Genomic DNA, 18,546 nt, shown 5'->3' on the forward strand with positions numbered 1-18,546 from the left:
GTGAGATTATCTGATTATAATACCCCGTTATCAGGCATGTTAGCGGCACAAATGGGATTACAAACGACGAAACAAAACTTGTCTAACATTCATACACCGGGCTATGTGCGTCAAGCGGTGAATTTCGGTTCTGTTGGAGCAAGTAATGGGCATATGCCGGAACAGAGAATTGGTTATGGTGTACAAACGTTAGGTGTTGATCGTATTACAGATGAAGTGAAGACGAAACAATTTAACGATCAATTATCTCAGCTTGCTTACTATAATTATAAAAATTCTGTTTTATCAAGAGTAGAGTCTATGGTAGGAACGACAGGGAAAAATTCACTATCTAGTTTAATGGATGGATTCTTTAATGCTTTTCGGGAAGTTGCAAAAAATCCAGATCAATCAAACTATTACGATACACTAATTTCTGAAACTGGGAAGTTTACAAGTCAGGTAAATAAACTAGCGAAAAATTTAGATTCAGTAGAAGCGCAGACGACAGAAGATATTGAAGCACATGTTAATGAATTTAATCGTCTTGCTGCTAGTTTAGCAGAAGCGAATAAAAAAATTGGGCAGGCTGGTACACAAGTACCGAATCAACTTTTAGACGAACGTGACCGCATCGTTACAGAAATGTCAAAGTACGCGAATATAGAAGTATCTTATGAATCTATGAATCCTAATATCGCAAGTGTTAGAATGAATGGTGTTTTAACAGTAAATGGACAAGATACATATCCGCTCCAATTAAATAAAACGAAAGAGCCAATGTCAGTTGAAATATATGGTTCGGAAATCCCTTTAACTAGTGGTGCAATAAAATCAGCGGTTGATATGAAAGGGCAGATTGCTAGTTATAAGAAAAATCTTGAAGACTTAATGAGTTCAATGAAAAATGAAGTAAATACAGTGATGGGAAAAGAATTCTTCGTTGGGGATTATGCGAAAGAGTTGAAGCTAAATCCAGAATTCGTAAATGATTTTTCGAAAATGAAAATATCTGCTGAGACTGCAAATAAACTGGCAGGAATTACAGATGACAATTATAAAGAAGGTCTTTCATATAAAAAAGCACTGGACCAATTTATCGTTAAGGTAGCATCTGATAAAAGTGAAGTGAATGGTTATCAAAAAATTCATGGGGATTTATTAGAAGGTATTCAGCAAGAAAAAATGAGTGTCGAAGGCGTGAATATGGAAGAGGAAATGGTAAATTTAATGGCCTTCCAAAAATACTTCGTAGCAAACTCTAAAGCTATTTCTACGATGAATGAAGTGTTTGATAGTCTGTTTTCGATTATCCGATAGGGAATAGAAATTGATTGAAAATAAGTAAGGAGGAGATAGAAATGAGAGTATCTACATTTCAAAATGCAAATTGGGCAAAGAATCAGCTAATGGATTTGAATGTGCAACAGCAATATCATCGAAATCAAGTAACTTCAGGGAAGAAAAACCTTCTTATGAGTGAAGACCCACTTGCAGCAAGTAAATCATTCGCGATTCAACATTCGTTGGCGAATATTGAACAAATGCAAAAAGATATAGCAGATTCTAAAAATGTGCTAAGTCAGACAGAAAATACATTGTCAGGTATTGTGAAATCTTTAACGAGAACGGATCAATTAACGGTACAAGCATTAAATGGACCAAATGGTGAAAAAGAATTAAAGGCAATCGGTGCCGAAATCGATCAAATTTTAAAACAAGTTGTATATTTAGCGAATACGAAAGAGCAAGGTCGCTATCTGTTTGGTGGAGATAGTGCAGAGCAGCCTCCATTTGCGGATGATGGGACATACCAAGGCGGCGAAAAAGATGTAATGTGGAAGCTAAATGATGGTTATGAAATTAAAGCGTTTCGTAAAGGTGAGGACTTACTAACTCCTGTGATTCAAACGTTAGTAAAGATGAAAGACGCAATGCAAAACGGTGATCAAAAAGCGTTACAACCGTTATTAGCGGAAAATAAACAAAACTTGGATAGTGTTATTAATCGTACAACAGAAGTAGGAGCAACGATGAATACTGTAGATACGTTTAAGACCATTTTAAGCGAGCAAAATTTAGCACTTCAAGAAAATCGTAAAGAAATTGAAGATGTTGATTTAGCGGTAGCAATTTCAGACTTAGCGTATATTAATGCGACGTATGAAGCGACACTTAAAGCGGTTAGCACGATGAGTAAAACGAGTATTTTAGACTACATGTAAACAATAAGGAGTGAGAAATATGGCAGGAACGTTAACCGGTATTGGCGGTAGACAACAGATTTGGAACCTCGGAAATAACATGATCGATACTTCTAATTTCGTTGAATTAGAAATGAATGCGTTAGATATGAGAAAAACGCCGTATACAAATGAAAAAAATAGCCTTTCACAAGATAAACTTTTATATACAAGTTTAAAATCAGAATTTAGTTCTTTCACGCAAACCTTTAAAAACTTAGCGGCTTTTAAAGGAAATGAGAAAAAGGTAACAACATCACAAGACGGTTATATTAATGTAAAAGCTGATGGCGGTGCGATTGCTGGAACTTTTAATATGACAATTACTCAACTTGCACAGCGTCATCAAATAGCTTCTAAAGAAATTGATGATATAGATGCGAAGCTTAATAGAAATGAAACATTAAAACTAGGCGGTAAAGAATTAAAAGTAACATCTGATATGACATACAAAGATTTAATTAATAAAATTAATGACGGGGATTACGGCGTATCAGCGTATACACTTGGAAATAAAATTTTTATGTCCTCAAAAAAAGAAGGTAAAGAAGGAGAAATTAATTTTAAGGACAACACATCTACATTGTTTCAAGATATAGGGTTAGCTAATGAGAGTGGCGTAGCGGTTAATGTAATTAATGAAGCGCAAAATGCTGAATATACGATTAATGGTATTAAAGGTAATAGTTCTACCAATACAGTTGAAGCCCTTCCTGGTGTGAAAATTGAATTGTTAAAAGTAACTGAGCAAAAAGTAGAAGAAAAACCAGATGGTGAAAAGACAGAGGTTGATCCAAAGACAACAGAGGCGAAAGCAAAAGGGATAGAACTGAAATTTACAGTAAGTGACTCAAACGTAACCGATGCATCAAATATTATTAAAAAGATGGTTGCGGATTATAATAAAGCTGTTTCTACAATAGATATCTTTGCTGGAAAAGGCGGAGCTTTCCAAGGGCAAACGATTATGCAAAGTGTACGCCAAGCGATGAATAATGTCGTAACATTTTCTCAAGATGGTAATTATTTATTCTCATTTGGTATTCAATTAAAACAAGATGGAACGATGGAAGTTAATGATGAAGCATTAACGAAAGCGTTAAAAGAAAAGCCAGATGCAGCGAAGCAATTTTTCTTTAGTTCTAACGGTTTAGGAAAAATGATGGAAGAACCACTTGATAAATTATTCGGTGATAAAGGTATAGTTGGCGAACGTGTAAAAAACATTGATTCACGTGTAAGTGATTTAGATAAGAAGATAAAAGACATTGAGTCACAAAACTTACAAAAGCAAGATGAAATCGTGAAGAAGTATCAAAAGTTAGAAAGTACATTAGCGGCGTTAGATAGCCAATTAAAAACAATTAAAGCAATGACAAAACAAAAAAGTGATGATTAATGAAAGTTGAGGAAGTGATCGTATGCAAGCATGGCAACGTTATATGCAAAATGATATTATGACGAGTAATCCGATTAAAAATACAATTTTTATTTATGAAAGATGCATTGTAGAGTTTCGTAATTTAGAAGAGCTTTTACATACTTTTAAACTACAAGAAGGAGATGCACTTCTTGAAAAGCTAGAACGTATTTTTGAAGAATTAAAGCTTCAATTAAATCCTGAGATTACGAAAGATTTATATGATAGTCTTTATGGTTTATATGACTGGATTAGCGTTCAAATTCAAACGATGAAAGTAACACGTGAGGCGAAAGATATTGATGCGATTGTGAAAGTGTTACAAGATTTAATAGACGGTTACCGCGGAGCGCTTGAAAATGAACAATGATATTTATCGAGCATTTGTCGGCTGTTTTAATGAAATCGGTGAATTGCAAGTGTCAGATGGAGAGTTTGCTGAGAAGAGCGCGATGTTAAATCGTTGGATGATGACATTGGATGAAGAAACGCGCTCGAAAGTTGCGGCAGAAGTAAGCCCATTCATCATTAAGGCAGCACAGCATATTCGTGATAAGCAAAAGATTTTGGAAGAAATGATTATGACAAATGATGGGCGAATGAAAGCAAATTCATTTTACGGTAAATATTAATAATAATGTGCGGGAACGGATTCCTCTTTTTGAAAGGGGGTCCATTCCTTCATGTAAATAAAGAATTCCGCTGGTTGAGGTTTCATTTTATGGCTGTAAAAAATAGAAGTAATCTAAATAATATAAAAATAGGGTTCAGTTCGTCGTAAATATATTGAAATGTTATATAGATTCCTACGCGTATACAGTTTTTTTATATTCTTTTTATATTTTTGTATTTTTCTAAAGACAACAATGTAAAAATGGAATAAAATATGTAAGGGTACATAATAGTAAATATTTTAATAAATACATATAGGAAATTAAATAATGAAGTGAAACTTCCATCAGTGGATCATTATGTTCAAAATGATAAGTTAAAAAGGAAGGGTGTGGAGTATGCCAGATTTAGTGAGTGATGTAAGCCATTATATGAATTATTTAGTGACGAAACGAAATACCGTTTCTAGTAATATTGCAAATGCGAATACACCTGGCTATAAAGCACAAGACGTTACATTTGCTGAGCAAATGAATAAAAGTAGTGCATTATATAAGCGTAATGCTGCAGATTTAAACAGCAATCCAGATTTATATCAAACGAATAAAATGCACTTACCGACAGTAAATGCGAAAAATACGTATGCAAAGATTCAAACGAAATCAATGCAAACGAATAAAGATGGAAATAGTGTGGATGTAACGACGGAAATGCTAGATTTAATGAAAGCAAACCAATTATATGGTGTTTCAATTAACGCGATTAATACACAATACGCAATTAACCAAGCAGCGCGTGGACGTTAATAGTAGAAGGAGAGACAACGATGTTTCAGGCAATTAATGCAAGTGGATCAGGGCTGACAACAGCGAGAAAATGGATGGAAGTTACTTCAAATAATATTGTAAATGCAAATACAACGGCAGCTCCGGGGGCAGATTTGTATGAGCGCCGTAGTGTAGTACTTGAATCAAATAATAGCTTTGCAAATATGTTAGACAGTACACCTACTAACGGAGTGAAAATAAAAAGTATTGAAGCGGACAAAACTGAAAACTTAGTGTATGATCCGACGCATCCGCATGCTAATGAAGAAGGATATGTACGTTATCCGAATGTAGATGTGACTGCTGAAATGACGAATGTAATGGTTGCTCAAAAAATGTACGAAGCAAATACAAGTGTATTAAATGCGAATAAAAAAATGCTTGATAAAGATTTAGAAATCGGCCGAGGATAAAGGGGGAATAGGGGAAGATGAAAATCCAACCAATGTTACATACACAGCCATTTGGCGCGATTCAGTCAATTGGTGCACCGAAAACTTCAGAAACACCTGTAGTCGAGGGGAAAAAGTTTATCGGTTTATTGGAAGATATGAATCAAACGCAAAACAATGCGCAAACAGCGGTATATGATTTATTAACAAAAGGGGTAGGAGAAACACATGACGTTTTAATTCAGCAAAAGAAAGCTGAGTCTCAAATGAAAACGGCTGCTCTTGTACGTGATAATCTTATTGAAAATTATAAGTCACTAATTAATATGCAAATTTAGGAAAATGGACGGGTGTGTTTAAATGGAAAAGTTAAAAAATGTTTTCCAATCGTTAAAGACGTGGCATAAGTTAGTCATTGGTGCTGCGCTTTTAGCAATTGTAACAGGAGCACTTTTATACTTCACCTTGCCAGATAAATATGTTGTTGTATATCAAAATTTAAATGATGCAGACAAGCAAGAGATTACAGCAGAATTATCGAAGCTAGGTGTCGATTACCAATTAGCAGCCGATGGTTCGATTCGTGTGCAAAAGAATGATGCTCCATGGGTTCGAAAAGAAATGAATGGAATGGGATTACCGTTTAATTCAAAAAGCGGTGAGGAAATTTTATTAGAAAGCTCGCTCGGTTCAAGTGAGCAAGATAAAAAAATGAAGCAAATTGTCGGTACGAAAAAGCAATTAGAGCAAGATATTGTTAGAAACTTTGCGGCGATAGAAACGGCAAATGTTCAAATTACATTACCTGAAAAAGAGACAATTTTTGATGAAGAAAAAGCAAAGGGTACAGCGGCGATTACAGTTGGTGTGAAACGTGGTCAACTATTAACGGCTGATCAAGTTGCGGGTGTACAGCAAATGATTAGTGCGGCAGTTCCTGGTGTAAAAGCCGAAGAAGTGAGTGTTATAGATAGCAAAAAAGGTGTTATCTCAAAAGGGGCAGATGAAGCACATTCTAGTAGTTCTTCTTCTTATGAGAAAGAAGTAGAGATGCAACACCAAATTGAAGGTAAATTAAAGCAAGATATCGATGCAACGTTAATGACGATGTTTAAGCCGAATGAATATAAAGTGAATACGAAAGTATCTGTGAACTACGACGAAGTTACACGTCAGTCTGAAAAATATGGTGATAAAGGTGTACTTCGTAGTAAACAAGAGCAAGAGGAAAGCTCTACTGCGCAAGAAGGTGCAGATGCGAAGCAAGGTGCTGGTATTACAGCAAACGGTGAAGTGCCAAACTACGGTACGAACAATAATCAAAATGGCAAAATCGTCTACGATAATAAAAATGGTAACAAAATCGAAAACTATGAAATAGATAAAACAGTTGAAACGATTAAGAAACATCCAGAATTAACGAAAACAAATGTTGTTGTATGGGTAGATAATGATACGTTAGTAAAACGAAGAATTGATATGACAACTTTCAAAGAAGCAATTGGTACAGCAGCTGGACTTCAAGCTGATCCAAATGGAAACTTTACAAATGGTCAAGTTAATGTGGTAACAGTTCAGTTTGATCAACCGAAAGAAGAGAAGAAGAAAGAGCCAGAAGCAAGTGGTATGAACTGGTGGTTAATCGGTGGAATTACAGGAGGCGTGTTAGCGCTCGTTGGTCTATTATGGTTCTTCTTAGCAAGACGTAAGAGAAAGAAAGAAGAAGAGGAATATGAAGAATACTTAGCAGAAGAGGAAGTTGCTGCAAGTAGTGAAAGTATTATGGAAATTCCTGAAGAGAAAATAGTACCAGAGCCAAAAGTAAAACTTGAACCAGAAGAACCGAAAGAACCGACGTTAGATGAACAAGTGCAGGATGCTACGAAAGAACATGTAGAAGGTACTGCAAAAGTAATTAAAAAATGGTTAAACGGACAGTAAGGGAGGAACAACGATGTTAGATGAAATCTCCTCCAAAGAAAAAGCTGCCATCCTCATTCGTACATTAAATGAAGAGGTGGCAGCGAAAGTCATTGAATATATGACGGCTGAGGAAAAAGAAGTGTTACTTCGTGAAATCGCGAAGTTTCGTGTATATAAACCAGAAACGTTAGAGAATGTACTAGGGGAATTTTTATATGAACTAAATGTAAAAGAATTGAACTTAGTCACTCCGGATAAAGAGTACATTCGTCGCATATTTAAAAATATGCCAGAAGATGAGCTGGAAAAATTATTGGAAGACCTTTGGTATAACAAAGATAATCCATTTGAATTCTTAAATTCACTTACAGATTTAGAGCCACTTCTTACAGTGCTGAATGATGAATCGCCACAAACAATTGCAATTATCGCTTCTTACATTAAACCGCAGCTTGCTTCGCAGTTAATTGAGAGATTACCAGATCATAAGCGAGTAGAAACGGTAATGGGTATTGCGAAACTAGAACAAGTTGACGGTGAACTCATTAATCAAATTGGTGAGTTATTAAAAGCGAAATTAAATAATATGGCATTTAGTGCAATTAATAAAACAGATGGCTTAAAAACAATCGTGAACATTTTAAATAACGTTTCACGAGGCGTTGAAAAAACAGTCTTTCAAAAGCTGGATGAAGTTGATTATGCTTTATCTGAGAAAATTAAAGAAAATATGTTTGTCTTTGAAGACTTACTTGGTCTTGAAGATCTTGCGCTTCGCCGTGTACTAGAAGAAATTACAGATAACGGTGTCATTGCAAAAGCACTTAAAATTGCAAAAGAAGAAATTAAAGAGAAACTATTTACATGTATGTCTTCAAACCGTAAAGAGATGATTCTAGAAGAATTAGATGGCTTAGGACCGCTTAAGATGACGGATGCTGAGAAAGCGCAGCAAACAATTACAGGTACGGTGAAAAAGCTAGAGAAAGAAGGAAGAATTATCGTTCAAAGAGGTGAAGATGATGTCCTTATTTAAAAACAGAATTCCGAAGAATTCTGTTTCTTTTTCTGAAGAAACGTATGAATTACAATTTCCAAAACCAATACTAGCTCACGTAGAAGAAGAAATCCAAGTAGATCATGAAGAACTTCTTGCACAGCAACAATCATTACATGTTGAACTCAATCAGCTAAGGCAAGAACAACAAATGTTAGAGCGAGAACGTCAACAGTTATTACAGGATCAAGAACAATTTCGAATGCATGTTCAGCAACAGATGCAAGAGATAGATTCAGCACATATGCAGTTTCAAAAAGATCAACAAGAAACAGCATACGAATGGATGGAATTGTTATGGGATCAATCTTTTCAACTAGCAGAAAAAATTGTGAATCAAGCTGTAGATGCTAGATTACTTGATGTGTTACCTATATTAACGGGCATCGTTCAAACATTGCCTACCTCTTTTGAAAAATTAGTCATTACCGTACATCCAGAAACATTTGAACGTATTCAAGAAGAGAAGGAAAATACGAAAGAGTATTGGTTACTACAATTAGTAGAATGGAAATACGATTTCTCCTTACAGTTCGGTGAATTTGTTCTAGAAGAAGAGAAAGAGTTTTTTGAATTTAAATTTGCACCTATATTCGCGAAGCTTCGCCAGAAATGGGAAGAAGAGAAGTTGTTTGAGGAGCAAAACGTATGAATCGACTGTTAATGAATGAAAACCAAAAATGGAATACATTTATTGAAACGCCGTTTTATACGAAAGTCGGTAAAGTTCATAGTGTACAAGAGCAGTTTTTCGTAGCGAAAGGGCCAAAGGCGAAAATAGGTGATGTTTGTCTCGTTGGAGAACATAGCGTCTTATGTGAAGTAATTGCGATTGAAAAAGAAAACAATATGTTACTCCCATTTGAACAGACAGAAAAAGTATGTTACGGAGATTCCGTTACATTAATTGCTGAAGATGTTGTTATACCCCGTGGTAATCATTTACTCGGAAAAGTATTAAGTGCAAATGGCGAAGTGTTAAATGAGAACACTGAAAACATACCAGTGCAAAAAATAAAGTTAGATGCTCCGCCTATTCATGCATTTGAACGGGAAGAGATTACCGATGTATTTGAAACTGGAATTAAATCCATTGATTCTATGCTAACAATTGGCATCGGTCAAAAGATTGGTATTTTCGCTGGATCAGGTGTTGGTAAATCTACTTTACTCGGAATGATTGCGAAAAATGCAAAAGCTGATATAAACGTTATTAGTTTAGTAGGAGAACGTGGCCGGGAAGTAAAAGACTTTATTCGAAAAGAATTAGGTGAGGAAGGTATGAAGAAAAGCGTCGTTGTTGTAGCGACGTCAGATGAAAGTCACCTTATGCAACTTCGCGCAGCTAAGCTTGCAACATCTATCGCTGAATACTTCCGAGACCAAGGCAATAACGTATTACTTATGATGGACTCTGTTACTCGTTTTGCTGATGCACGTAGAAGTGTTGATATTGCCGTTAAAGAGTTACCGATCGGTGGTAAAACACTCTTAATGGAAAGTTATATGAAGAAGCTGTTAGAGCGCTCTGGGAAAACACAAAAGGGGTCTATAACAGGTATTTATACTGTACTCGTTGATGGAGACGATTTAAACGGTCCTGTCCCAGATTTAGCACGTGGTATTTTAGATGGACATATTGTATTAAAACGTGAACTTGCAACACTCAGTCATTATCCTGCTATTTCAGTGTTAGACTCGGTAAGTAGGATTATGGAAGAAATTGTTTCGCCAACCCATTGGCAACTAGCAAATGAAATGAGAAAAATTTTATCTATTTATAAAGAAAATGAATTATATTTCAAATTAGGAACGATTCAAGAAAATGAAGAAAATGCTTATGTTTTTGAATGTAAAAATAAAGTAGAAGGTATAAATTCATTTTTAAAACAAGGTCGATCAGATCGTTTCCAATTTGATGATATCGTTCAAGAAGTGCACCATATAGTATAAGACCTCGCACCTGCAGGTCTTATTTTTTTGTTTTTTAATATTTCACAGATTTTTTTGTAAAAAAACTATATAATAGAAAAAGAGAGCGTTATAATAGGAAGGGGCTATGAAAACAGGTGGATAAGCAGCAGTACGACACGATAAAATTGCAAATAAATCAAGAAAAAGAACAGATTTTGAAAGAAGTGTATGAATTAACGGCTGAAAAAAGAAAAATAGAACAAAAAAAAGAATATGATTTATATGTTGTGAAATCGCGTAGTAAAGTTGTACAAACTGGGCAACGTATTATGGCTGGGATGCTATCCTCACATACGTTTTCACCTGAAAGAATAGAAGAATGGAATCGGAAAATTAAAAAAACAGAAGATTTTATTCGAAAAAATGAAAGCCTTTTAGAACAAGTAAAAGAAAAAGAACGTGTCATTGATGAGATGTATCAAGAAGATTGTAGAAAGCTTGCAAAAGTACGAGAAAAGCAGGAAGAAAAAATGCTTCTTGATTTGAAAATGTGTATGAATGGATGAGGTGAATATAGTGATACAGTCTGTATTACCGGTGCAACAAAGTTTACCTCCGCAAAAAGAAAAAGGGCTAGAAGTACAATCCAAAAGTGAAGATTCTTCATTCGATCGTGCGATGAGGATGGAAAATAAACAGCAGCCGAAAACGGAGAAAACAAAGCGAGAAGATGCACCAGAAGATAGAAAAGAAAACATTCTTTCTAAAAAATCGGCAACGAAAGAAGAGCCTAATGTAAAGAAAGAAGAAAAAAAAGAGACAGAACAGTTATTATTAGCTGTATCTGAGCAAATGGTTGCAATTGAGCAATTACGTGTGCAGCCAGAATTGTTATATCAATACATACAAAAAATACAAGAGCTGTATAAAGAATATGGAAATATAAAACTTAACGAATTACCCGCAGGTGAATTACAACAATTACAAGAACTCCTTTCCAATATGAATATCAAAAATGCTATATGTTTAGAAGATACAATGCAAATGATATTAGATAAAGTGAAGATGCCTGAGCAAATGATGCAAGTATTGAAAGCGGTAGAAACAGAGACTTGTAATATTGCCAAGAAACAAGAAGAGTTCAAAGACTTAGATGTAGATCTTCCGAAAGCTGAGAGCGAGGATGTAAAGATAGAGTTGCCAGAAGGTGATGTATTCAACGATTCAAATTCTGCGGGTGCGGAGTTATTAAATAAAGCGACGAGTACTGATCATATAGGAAAATCCAATAGTGGCGCTGAGAAAGTTTCATTGCCTGACTTAGGAAAGAAAATGGAAGCACAAGTAGAAGCACTGCAAAAGTTTGTAGTGAAACAAGAACGTGTTTTATTTCAGTTAAATCCAGAAAAACTTGGTACTTTAACAGTGTTTATGAAAAAACATGGAGATCAAATTGATGTTCACATAGAAATGGAAAAACACGATGCGAAAAAGCGTGTTGAAATCATTTTTGATGAATTGAGATTGAAGTTAAAAGAAAAAGAAATCAATATTCAAATTAGCTATTCAGATAAAGATGAAAATCGTAAAGAGCAGCGAGAGCAAGAACAAAGGCAAAAACAACAATTAGCAAATACGAAACATGAGAAACAAGAATCAAAAGAATTTGCGGGATTATTGGAGGAATAAAGCGTGCCAACAGTTGGATTAAATGCAACGAGTACAAATCATATTCCATTGCAAGCAGGAGCGCAGAATAGGAACGCATCTGTTAATGGTGCACAACCGGCAGTAGGGCAAGCAAATGGAGTTTCAGCAGGAGAACAAAAGACTCCTGGTGTAATGGGGAAAGATGATTTTCTAAAATTGTTTTTAGCGAGTTTTCAACATCAAGATCCATTTAATGCGATGGATATGAATCAAATGATGAACCAAACAGCGCAATTATCTCTTATGGAACAAGTGCAGAATATGACGAAAGCAGTAGACTCTTTAAAAACGACAATGTATTCAACAGCACTTGATGGCGGAATGAAGTTTTTAGGGAAGTATGTAAGAGGTATTGACGGTGATGGCAAAAAAGTCACTGGCCAAGTAGAGACAGTTCGCCTCGCAGAAAATAATGAGGTACAGCTCGTTATTGATAATAAAGTTGTATCTCTTCGTTTCGTTGAGAGAGTGTCTGACAAACCAATTGGAGAAACAAATCCAGAAGATGCGAAAAAAGACGAGCAAAAAGGTACTGAAGAAGTAAAAACTATAAATTCATAAGGAGTGTCCATACATTATGATTAAAGCGTTATATACAAGTATTACAGGAATGAATGCAACACAAAATGCATTAAGTGTAACTTCAAATAATATCGCCAATGCACAAACGGTTGGTTATAAAAAACAAAAGGCTATGTTTGATGATTTACTATATAACAATTCTATTGGTTCAAAAGGTGACAATAAATATGCTGGAACGAATCCAAAAAGTATCGGTAACGGTGTGAAAATGAGCGGAACGGTTACAGACTATAGCGACGGAACAATTACGTTAACTGGTGGTAAAACACAAGCGGCAATGGAAGGTAATGGTTTCTTCGTAGTAGGTGATTCAACAGGCGGGAATATGGAATTTACTCGTAAAGGTACGTTTGGGATATCTTCAGATTACTATATTACGAATACAGAAGGTCAATACGTATTTGCATACCCTGCAAACCAAGCAACAGGTGAAGTTGATTTATCTGGCATTCCAGGACCATTGCAAATCCCGATGGGAACAGCAATTGGTGGTATTCAAACAACGAAGGGTACAATTAAAGGGAATATCCCGGTGAATGAAAGTAAAATTACGCAAGATTTACCGTTTTATGATGATGCCGGTAATACATGGACGATGCGTGTAGAATTTACGAAAACGAATGACCACGAGTATACGTATAAAGTGCAAAGACGTAATGACTCGGCAAAAGATCCAAAGTTTGAAGAGGTTACAGGGGCAGGTTCAACAGGTACTTTGAAATTTAATAGCGTTGGAAATCCAGACCCGGTACAACAAGGAGCAGCTATCCCGTTTAACGGCGGAACGATAAATTTAGATTTTAGTAAATTAACAAACCATCCGACAGATAAAACATTATCCGTAACAGATGTAGACGGTAGAGCAGCAGCAACTGTTAAAGATTGCTTTATTGCTGACGGTGGATACGTAATGGTAAAATACTCTGATGGAAGTATGAAGTCAGCTGGTCAATTAGCTGTTGCGATGTTCCCGAACGAAGGTGGACTAATGAAAACAGGTAATGGTAACTATACAGCGACGAATACAACGGGTATTTTAGCACTTGGTGCATCTGGTCAAAACGGTGCAGGTAAAGTACGTGGTGGTGCGCAAGAAGGTGCAAACGTAGATTTATCTGTAGAATTTGTTGATTTAATGTTATACCAACGCGGATTCCAAGGAAATGCGAAAGTAATTAAAGTATCAGATGAAGTATTAAATGAAGTTGTAAACTTAATTCGATAATATATAATAAAGAAAAATCGTAATGTAGTAGAAAGGATTTTTTATTCGTATGACAAGACAAGAGCGGATTTTACAATTGCCTTTTTTCGAAAATAAACGTGAACTTGCCGAGCAAGTGTTAAAAATGGAACGAGAAGAGCATGTATATTTACCAGATCAATTTGAAATTAAGCAAGTCCCTCCGTACTCATTTGGTGAAAAACAAGCAATCATCGGCCGTATTCACGAATTTTATTTCGTAAGTGTTGGTAGCGATGAGGTTTGGAAGTATCAACTGTTTAAAGATGAAATGAAGTGTCGTGAGTTTTTTGTTACGTTGCCGGATATTGCGGATCAGCAGATAGCGTTTTGGTTCAATAACATCGAGTTATTGAAAGGATCTTAAAAAAGATTTTAAAGCCTTTTTAGGTTTTGAGAGAGGGCCTGGCGGTGTTTGGTAGCGGTCAGTGCCTAATAGAGTCTCGACCGGTGTTTAAGATCAGAGATATGGAGAGTTACTAGGGTAGTATAAGAAGAGGTAAGCGAAGTGTGGATAATAGTTATGATCCACATGGAGTTGTAAAGAGATATGAGAGGTACTGAGATGGCTGGGGATGAGATAATCATTTCATAGTAGGTCAGTGCTTTCTGGATAGTTTGTGACGATGGATTTTTATAAAAGGAGAGGTGAGGAGGATGGCGCAGAATAAGTATCGCGTTACATTCATTTCGCCAAGTGAGGTTGAGCAGCGGACTGTAATGGCGGCGAGTAGTTTGCCGGATTTAATTCGTAAAGTGGAGAGTATTATTGCAGATCCAAACGGTTATTTTGTAAATGATAAAAAAAATAATTGCTATTTTAAAGTGATTAAAGAAAATGTTACGTTTATTCAATATGAATTACTATTTTCAGATAAAGAAATTCACATTGAAAAATTAAAACATATAGCACCGGCAGTATTAAAACGATTATTTAAAAAAATAAATGATCCGGAACTGTATGCTCTTGCGCTACTGGATGTTGATATAGCAACGAAAGACTATGTGCTAGAACATATGAACGCAGAGTTAAGGATAAGAGTAGAAACGGAGCTTTCGAAAAAATGGGAAGCAATGCCGACAGAAATTGTAGGGGCACAAGAAGTGTTACTAGAAGCACTTGCTTCGTTTATACAAGAATAATCGCTTTTTTAAATAAATCATGCAACTATCTATATTTTTCATATAGATAGTTGACTTTTTCGTTTTAATAAAGCTTAATAATTAGATATACGGAAATAATGAAAGGGGAGCGACACCTTTATGTCACAAGCACAAAGTATTTTATTAGAAAGCGGAACAAATGAATTAGAGATTGTTACATATACTGTTGGTGAAAACCTATTTAGTATTAACGTAATGAAAGTACGTGAAATCATTAATCCATTCCCTGTTACAACGGTGCCAGAATCTCATCATGCAGTTGAAGGTGTTGTTCAAGTACGTGGTGAAATTTTACCTGTTATTAACTTAGCGACAGCTCTTAATTTAAAATCGACAAAGCCACTTGATCAAACGAAATTTATCATTTCAGAATTAAACCAAATGAAAGTTATTTTCCGTGTGGATGAAGTGCATCGTATTCAACGTATTTCTTGGGAACAAATTGATGAGCCAGCTTCATTGTCTATGGGACTAGAAGAAACGACGTCTGGTATTGTAAAACTAGATGGAAAAATCATTTTACTATTAGATTATGAAAAAATTGTTTGCGAAATTAGCAACACTGGTTATGACAATAAATCACTTGCAGGATTAGAGCAAAAAACAGATCGTGCTGAAAAAGTTATTTATATTGCGGAAGATTCAGCAATGCTTCGTCAAATATTAGAAGAAACATTATCATCAGCTGGATATACGAAAATGAACTTCTTCAGCAATGGTGCAGAAGCGTTAGCGCAAATTGAAAAGTTAGCGAAAGAGCAAGGAGAAAAAATGTTTGAACATATTCACTTGCTCATTACGGATATTGAAATGCCGAAAATGGATGGACACCATTTAACGAAAGTAATTAAAGATGGTGAAGTAACGCATCGTTTACCAATCGTTATTTTCTCTTCCCTAATTACAAATGAATTATTCCATAAAGGCGAAGCTGTAGGGGCAAATGCTCAAGTAAGTAAGCCAGATATTCAAGAGTTAATTGGTTTAGTAGATAAGTTAGTGCTGTAAAAGAGTTTGGAAAAGCTTTTTTTAGCTGGAATAGAAGCTCTAGCTATGTGTGGTGGCGGTTAGTGCCTAATGGAGCGCCGTACCATATGAGACCAGAGATATGGAGTGGTTTTAGGTAAGTAGAAGAAGTAAGGATTTGCAGACACTATTTACAACTCTATTCTTTTAGTGGAGAGAAGGGAACTAGCCATGTGTAGTATTGGTTAGTTCCTTTTTAGTATTTTATACTTTATATAGGTGGAAAGATGGAACGTTTTTAGAGTGTTTGAGCTTGTATGTATGAAAAATCTTTAGTTGAAGATTTTTGATTTGAAAATATAAAAAAACGTACCTTTGGATTATTTTAGTAATTTTTCGTGGTAACGCAAACTTTTTCGGTGAAAATACATCCGAAATACCATATAATATAATTAAGTGTAATTAATATGCAATTATACATATTAATTAAAAAATCCTTTTTTCTATATCTATACTTTCTATACATTTTTGTATGTTTATTATTTGACAGACAATTTTGAAATGTTATAATATGGATATGTAAAAATTGCTATTTTCTGAAAAGACATGGGAGTCAGATGAGAATTGTGAAAGGATGAGGGGGAGTGGCACAGATTATGTATCACCACACAGCAATCAATGTATTAAGTCTCTTACAAAACATGTCAAATAATAAAATGAACGATACACAACTAGAAGCGGAATTTAAAAAAATAGAAAAACAATTCCAAGTAAAGTATGAAGAACTAGTTGATTTACATAATAGAATGGTATTATTTCAAATAGATATAGAAAAACATGGCGGGATGCGAGCGTATGAAAAATCAGCGATTACATGGCTAAAGTCAGAGCTAGAGTTACTGTATGAAGTGTATCAATTTTGCCAACGTCACGGTTTAAACATTATTAATATTTCAAAATATGTTAGTAAAAACGAACTAAATCTTTTCCCGAAAACAGAAAGTCAATTACAAAATACGTATTACAAGTTAAAAAAGCGTGAAATACCGTTTGAAAATATTGAAAAGCAAAAACCTGGACGAAAGCGAAAGTATACACCTGTAAAAGAAACAATTGTTGAAATGAAAAAAGAAAACAATCACGTATTAATAGAGGAAGTACAGCATAAAGAGAATGAAAAAAGTCTTGTAACAGTTATATCTGGTATCGTTGATAATTTTGAAACAATTAGTCAACATAGTGAAAGAAAAGAAGATGAATTACATCAGTTTATGGAAGGTATTTATAAGCTTTCTAGCATGGCCGCAGGGCATTTTAAAGAAGAGTCTAGTAGAAGTAGTCTAGAAAGTGAATTACGAGCGCTACGATTGGAAAATGAAAGGTTAAAACGAGAAAAAGAAGAACTTGTACAAGATGTGAGAGACATGACGCAACATTTAATTAATTTCATTAAAAGTTCGGATGTCAATCAAATTCGTAAATTACCAACCTTCGTACAAGAATGCAAAATAGAATTAAATAAGCTAGGTTTATATAACGCACAAGACGGCAAAATGAAAATAAGGATCGACCGTAGAGGACAAGTTATGACGGTAGCGCCATAGAAGTATTGGGTACAAAATAAAAGGGAAGTACATAGTTTATATGTATTTCCCTTTTATTTTGTGTGGAATCGTTTCAAAGAGTGAAATGACAATTATGATTGTAGTAATTTATATACCATTTGCGGAATTTGATTTGCTTGTGAAACCATGCTAAGTGCAACCTCAGTTAACAATTTAAATTTTAAAAAGTCACTCATCTCCTGCGCCATATCCGCATCCTCAATTCGGGAAGTAGTATCTGTTAGGGCCATACTTTGGCTGTTTAAATTTTCAATATTAAATTGTAAACGATTCATCATAGCCCCAAGATCAGCACGATGAAGTGATACATTATGTAAAGCTTCTTCAATTTTACGAATCGCCGCTCTTGCTTCTTGTTCTGTTGAAATGTTGATGTCATGTTGTGTAGGGGGAGGGGGAATATGTTTCGTTACATTTACTGTATGACCAATATCATCTAACGTAACAGGCCGGTTTTGTCCATCAAATACGGATAAATCATTAAACTCAGTCGTCTCATCAATATAGCCAATTTGTTCTATTAAAGATTGAAACTCTTTATTCAGTGAATCACGGTGTTTATTTGAATTTGTACCGTTAGCAGATTGAACAGCTAAATCACGCATACGCTGTAAAATATTTGTCACAGTTTGAAGTGCAGCTTCCGCAGTACGAAGCATGGATAGCGCATCTTCATTATTACGAATCGCCACACGCATACCACTTGCTCTCGCATGCATACGAGTCACAATCGCAACATTCGCAGGATTATCAGAAGCGTTATTTAACTTCTTACCAGTCGCCAAATGCTCCATCGCAACATTCATACGCTTCTCATTCTCATACAACGACTGTCTAGCATTCATACTTAAAACATTCGTACCAATACGCATAATAGACACTCCTTATA

Annotated in this window: 20 protein-coding genes and 1 pseudogene; 20 read left to right on the plus strand and 1 reads right to left on the minus strand. The window is 35.2% G+C overall.

Annotated elements, in window-relative coordinates:
• The 20 genes and pseudogenes from flgK (at nucleotide 1) to PDL00_RS15340 (ending at nucleotide 17,636) form a co-directional block, all read left to right on the plus strand.
• Complete coding sequence (flgK, locus tag PDL00_RS15245) at nucleotides 1–1,299, plus strand: flagellar hook-associated protein FlgK (protein WP_270729860.1); 1,299 nt, start codon at nucleotides 1–3, stop codon at nucleotides 1,297–1,299.
• Nucleotides 1,300–1,340: 41 nt separating this feature from the next.
• On the plus strand, nucleotides 1,341–2,204 hold the full coding sequence (locus PDL00_RS15250; RefSeq protein WP_242250808.1) for a flagellar hook-associated protein 3: 864 nt from the start codon (nucleotides 1,341–1,343) through the stop codon (nucleotides 2,202–2,204).
• A 19-nt stretch (nucleotides 2,205–2,223) separates the two neighbouring features.
• Nucleotides 2,224–3,621 carry a flagellar hook-associated protein 2 gene (locus PDL00_RS15255; protein ID WP_270729862.1) on the plus strand — a complete coding sequence of 466 codons (1,398 nt, stop codon included), beginning with the start codon at nucleotides 2,224–2,226 and terminating at the stop codon, nucleotides 3,619–3,621.
• A gap of 22 nt (nucleotides 3,622–3,643) precedes the next feature.
• Nucleotides 3,644–4,012 carry a flagellar export chaperone FliS gene (locus PDL00_RS15260; protein ID WP_001149522.1) on the plus strand — a complete coding sequence of 123 codons (369 nt, stop codon included), beginning with the start codon at nucleotides 3,644–3,646 and terminating at the stop codon, nucleotides 4,010–4,012.
• Entirely contained in the window at nucleotides 4,002–4,274 is a 273-nt protein-coding gene (locus PDL00_RS15265; protein ID WP_071721916.1) for a flagellar biosynthesis protein FlgG, read from the plus strand. The genes PDL00_RS15260 and PDL00_RS15265 overlap by 11 nt, the downstream gene beginning before the upstream one ends.
• 314 nt (nucleotides 4,275–4,588) lie before the next feature.
• A pseudogene (gene flgB, locus PDL00_RS15270) lies at nucleotides 4,589–5,060 on the plus strand (flagellar basal body rod protein FlgB).
• 20 nt (nucleotides 5,061–5,080) lie between these two features.
• A complete protein-coding gene (flgC, locus tag PDL00_RS15275; protein ID WP_087985613.1) occupies nucleotides 5,081–5,494 on the plus strand; it encodes a flagellar basal body rod protein FlgC in 414 nt (137 codons plus the stop codon).
• A 17-nt stretch (nucleotides 5,495–5,511) separates the two neighbouring features.
• Nucleotides 5,512–5,811, plus strand: a complete 300-nt coding sequence (gene fliE / locus PDL00_RS15280) for a flagellar hook-basal body complex protein FliE (protein WP_270729870.1) — start codon at nucleotides 5,512–5,514, stop codon at nucleotides 5,809–5,811.
• A 22-nt stretch (nucleotides 5,812–5,833) separates the two neighbouring features.
• A complete protein-coding gene (gene fliF / locus PDL00_RS15285; RefSeq protein ID WP_270729872.1) occupies nucleotides 5,834–7,414 on the plus strand; it encodes a flagellar basal-body MS-ring/collar protein FliF in 1,581 nt (526 codons plus the stop codon).
• Between the two features lie 13 nt (nucleotides 7,415–7,427).
• A complete protein-coding gene (fliG, locus tag PDL00_RS15290; RefSeq protein ID WP_000883369.1) occupies nucleotides 7,428–8,432 on the plus strand; it encodes a flagellar motor switch protein FliG in 1,005 nt (334 codons plus the stop codon).
• Complete coding sequence (locus PDL00_RS15295; protein WP_242250811.1) at nucleotides 8,419–9,105, plus strand: FliH/SctL family protein; 687 nt, start codon at nucleotides 8,419–8,421, stop codon at nucleotides 9,103–9,105. The genes fliG and PDL00_RS15295 overlap by 14 nt, the downstream gene beginning before the upstream one ends.
• Complete coding sequence (locus PDL00_RS15300) at nucleotides 9,102–10,406, plus strand: flagellar protein export ATPase FliI (RefSeq protein WP_242250812.1); 1,305 nt, start codon at nucleotides 9,102–9,104, stop codon at nucleotides 10,404–10,406. The genes PDL00_RS15295 and PDL00_RS15300 overlap by 4 nt, the downstream gene beginning before the upstream one ends.
• Nucleotides 10,407–10,522: 116 nt before the next feature.
• Nucleotides 10,523–10,933, plus strand: coding sequence for a hypothetical protein (locus PDL00_RS15305; RefSeq protein WP_000360875.1), 411 nt, complete (start codon nucleotides 10,523–10,525; stop codon nucleotides 10,931–10,933).
• A gap of 10 nt (nucleotides 10,934–10,943) precedes the next feature.
• Complete coding sequence (locus PDL00_RS15310) at nucleotides 10,944–12,056, plus strand: flagellar hook-length control protein FliK (protein ID WP_270729874.1); 1,113 nt, start codon at nucleotides 10,944–10,946, stop codon at nucleotides 12,054–12,056.
• A 3-nt stretch (nucleotides 12,057–12,059) separates the two neighbouring features.
• Nucleotides 12,060–12,638, plus strand: a complete 579-nt coding sequence (locus PDL00_RS15315) for a flagellar hook assembly protein FlgD (protein ID WP_270729878.1) — start codon at nucleotides 12,060–12,062, stop codon at nucleotides 12,636–12,638.
• A 16-nt stretch (nucleotides 12,639–12,654) separates the two neighbouring features.
• Complete coding sequence (locus PDL00_RS15320) at nucleotides 12,655–13,884, plus strand: flagellar hook protein FlgE (RefSeq protein ID WP_242250815.1); 1,230 nt, start codon at nucleotides 12,655–12,657, stop codon at nucleotides 13,882–13,884.
• 49 nt (nucleotides 13,885–13,933) lie between these two features.
• Entirely contained in the window at nucleotides 13,934–14,269 is a 336-nt protein-coding gene (locus PDL00_RS15325; protein ID WP_097843309.1) for a DUF3964 family protein, read from the plus strand.
• Between the two features lie 290 nt (nucleotides 14,270–14,559).
• Nucleotides 14,560–15,045, plus strand: coding sequence for a LysR family transcriptional regulator (locus PDL00_RS15330; protein WP_242250816.1), 486 nt, complete (start codon nucleotides 14,560–14,562; stop codon nucleotides 15,043–15,045).
• A 120-nt stretch (nucleotides 15,046–15,165) separates the two neighbouring features.
• Nucleotides 15,166–16,074: a chemotaxis protein gene (locus PDL00_RS15335; protein WP_071721905.1), complete on the plus strand. Its 909-nt coding sequence runs from the start codon at nucleotides 15,166–15,168 to the stop codon at nucleotides 16,072–16,074.
• Nucleotides 16,075–16,688: 614 nt separating this feature from the next.
• Complete coding sequence (locus PDL00_RS15340) at nucleotides 16,689–17,636, plus strand: DNA-binding domain-containing protein (RefSeq protein ID WP_270729981.1); 948 nt, start codon at nucleotides 16,689–16,691, stop codon at nucleotides 17,634–17,636.
• Nucleotides 17,637–17,728: 92 nt separating this feature from the next.
• Here PDL00_RS15340 and PDL00_RS15345 read toward each other — a convergent pair whose 3' ends face one another.
• Nucleotides 17,729–18,529, minus strand: a complete 801-nt coding sequence (locus PDL00_RS15345; protein WP_270729883.1) for a flagellin N-terminal helical domain-containing protein — start codon at nucleotides 18,527–18,529, stop codon at nucleotides 17,729–17,731.
• Nucleotides 18,530–18,546 lie beyond the last annotated feature (17 nt).

Source organism: Bacillus cereus group sp. TH152-1LC (assembly GCF_027710505.1).
Lineage (GTDB): Bacteria > Bacillota > Bacilli > Bacillales > Bacillaceae_G > Bacillus_A > Bacillus_A mobilis.

What these genes read in the sequence shown, in the direction of transcription:
- PDL00_RS15250 (WP_242250808.1), top strand. Translation starts at nt 1,341, where the DNA reads ATGAGAGTATCTACATTTCAAAATGCAAATTGGGCAAAGAATCAGCTA.
- PDL00_RS15255 (WP_270729862.1), top strand. Translation starts at nt 2,224, where the DNA reads ATGGCAGGAACGTTAACCGGTATTGGCGGTAGACAACAGATTTGGAAC.
- PDL00_RS15260 (WP_001149522.1), top strand. Translation starts at nt 3,644, where the DNA reads ATGCAAGCATGGCAACGTTATATGCAAAATGATATTATGACGAGTAAT.
- PDL00_RS15265 (WP_071721916.1), top strand. Translation starts at nt 4,002, where the DNA reads ATGAACAATGATATTTATCGAGCATTTGTCGGCTGTTTTAATGAAATC.
- flgC (WP_087985613.1), top strand. Translation starts at nt 5,081, where the DNA reads ATGTTTCAGGCAATTAATGCAAGTGGATCAGGGCTGACAACAGCGAGA.
- fliE (WP_270729870.1), top strand. Translation starts at nt 5,512, where the DNA reads ATGAAAATCCAACCAATGTTACATACACAGCCATTTGGCGCGATTCAG.
- fliF (WP_270729872.1), top strand. Translation starts at nt 5,834, where the DNA reads ATGGAAAAGTTAAAAAATGTTTTCCAATCGTTAAAGACGTGGCATAAG.
- fliG (WP_000883369.1), top strand. Translation starts at nt 7,428, where the DNA reads ATGTTAGATGAAATCTCCTCCAAAGAAAAAGCTGCCATCCTCATTCGT.
- PDL00_RS15295 (WP_242250811.1), top strand. Translation starts at nt 8,419, where the DNA reads ATGTCCTTATTTAAAAACAGAATTCCGAAGAATTCTGTTTCTTTTTCT.
- PDL00_RS15300 (WP_242250812.1), top strand. Translation starts at nt 9,102, where the DNA reads ATGAATCGACTGTTAATGAATGAAAACCAAAAATGGAATACATTTATT.
- PDL00_RS15320 (WP_242250815.1), top strand. Translation starts at nt 12,655, where the DNA reads ATGATTAAAGCGTTATATACAAGTATTACAGGAATGAATGCAACACAA.
- PDL00_RS15325 (WP_097843309.1), top strand. Translation starts at nt 13,934, where the DNA reads ATGACAAGACAAGAGCGGATTTTACAATTGCCTTTTTTCGAAAATAAA.
- PDL00_RS15330 (WP_242250816.1), top strand. Translation starts at nt 14,560, where the DNA reads ATGGCGCAGAATAAGTATCGCGTTACATTCATTTCGCCAAGTGAGGTT.
- PDL00_RS15335 (WP_071721905.1), top strand. Translation starts at nt 15,166, where the DNA reads ATGTCACAAGCACAAAGTATTTTATTAGAAAGCGGAACAAATGAATTA.
- PDL00_RS15340 (WP_270729981.1), top strand. Translation starts at nt 16,689, where the DNA reads ATGTATCACCACACAGCAATCAATGTATTAAGTCTCTTACAAAACATG.
- PDL00_RS15345 (WP_270729883.1), bottom strand. Translation starts at nt 18,529, where the DNA reads ATGCGTATTGGTACGAATGTTTTAAGTATGAATGCTAGACAGTCGTTG.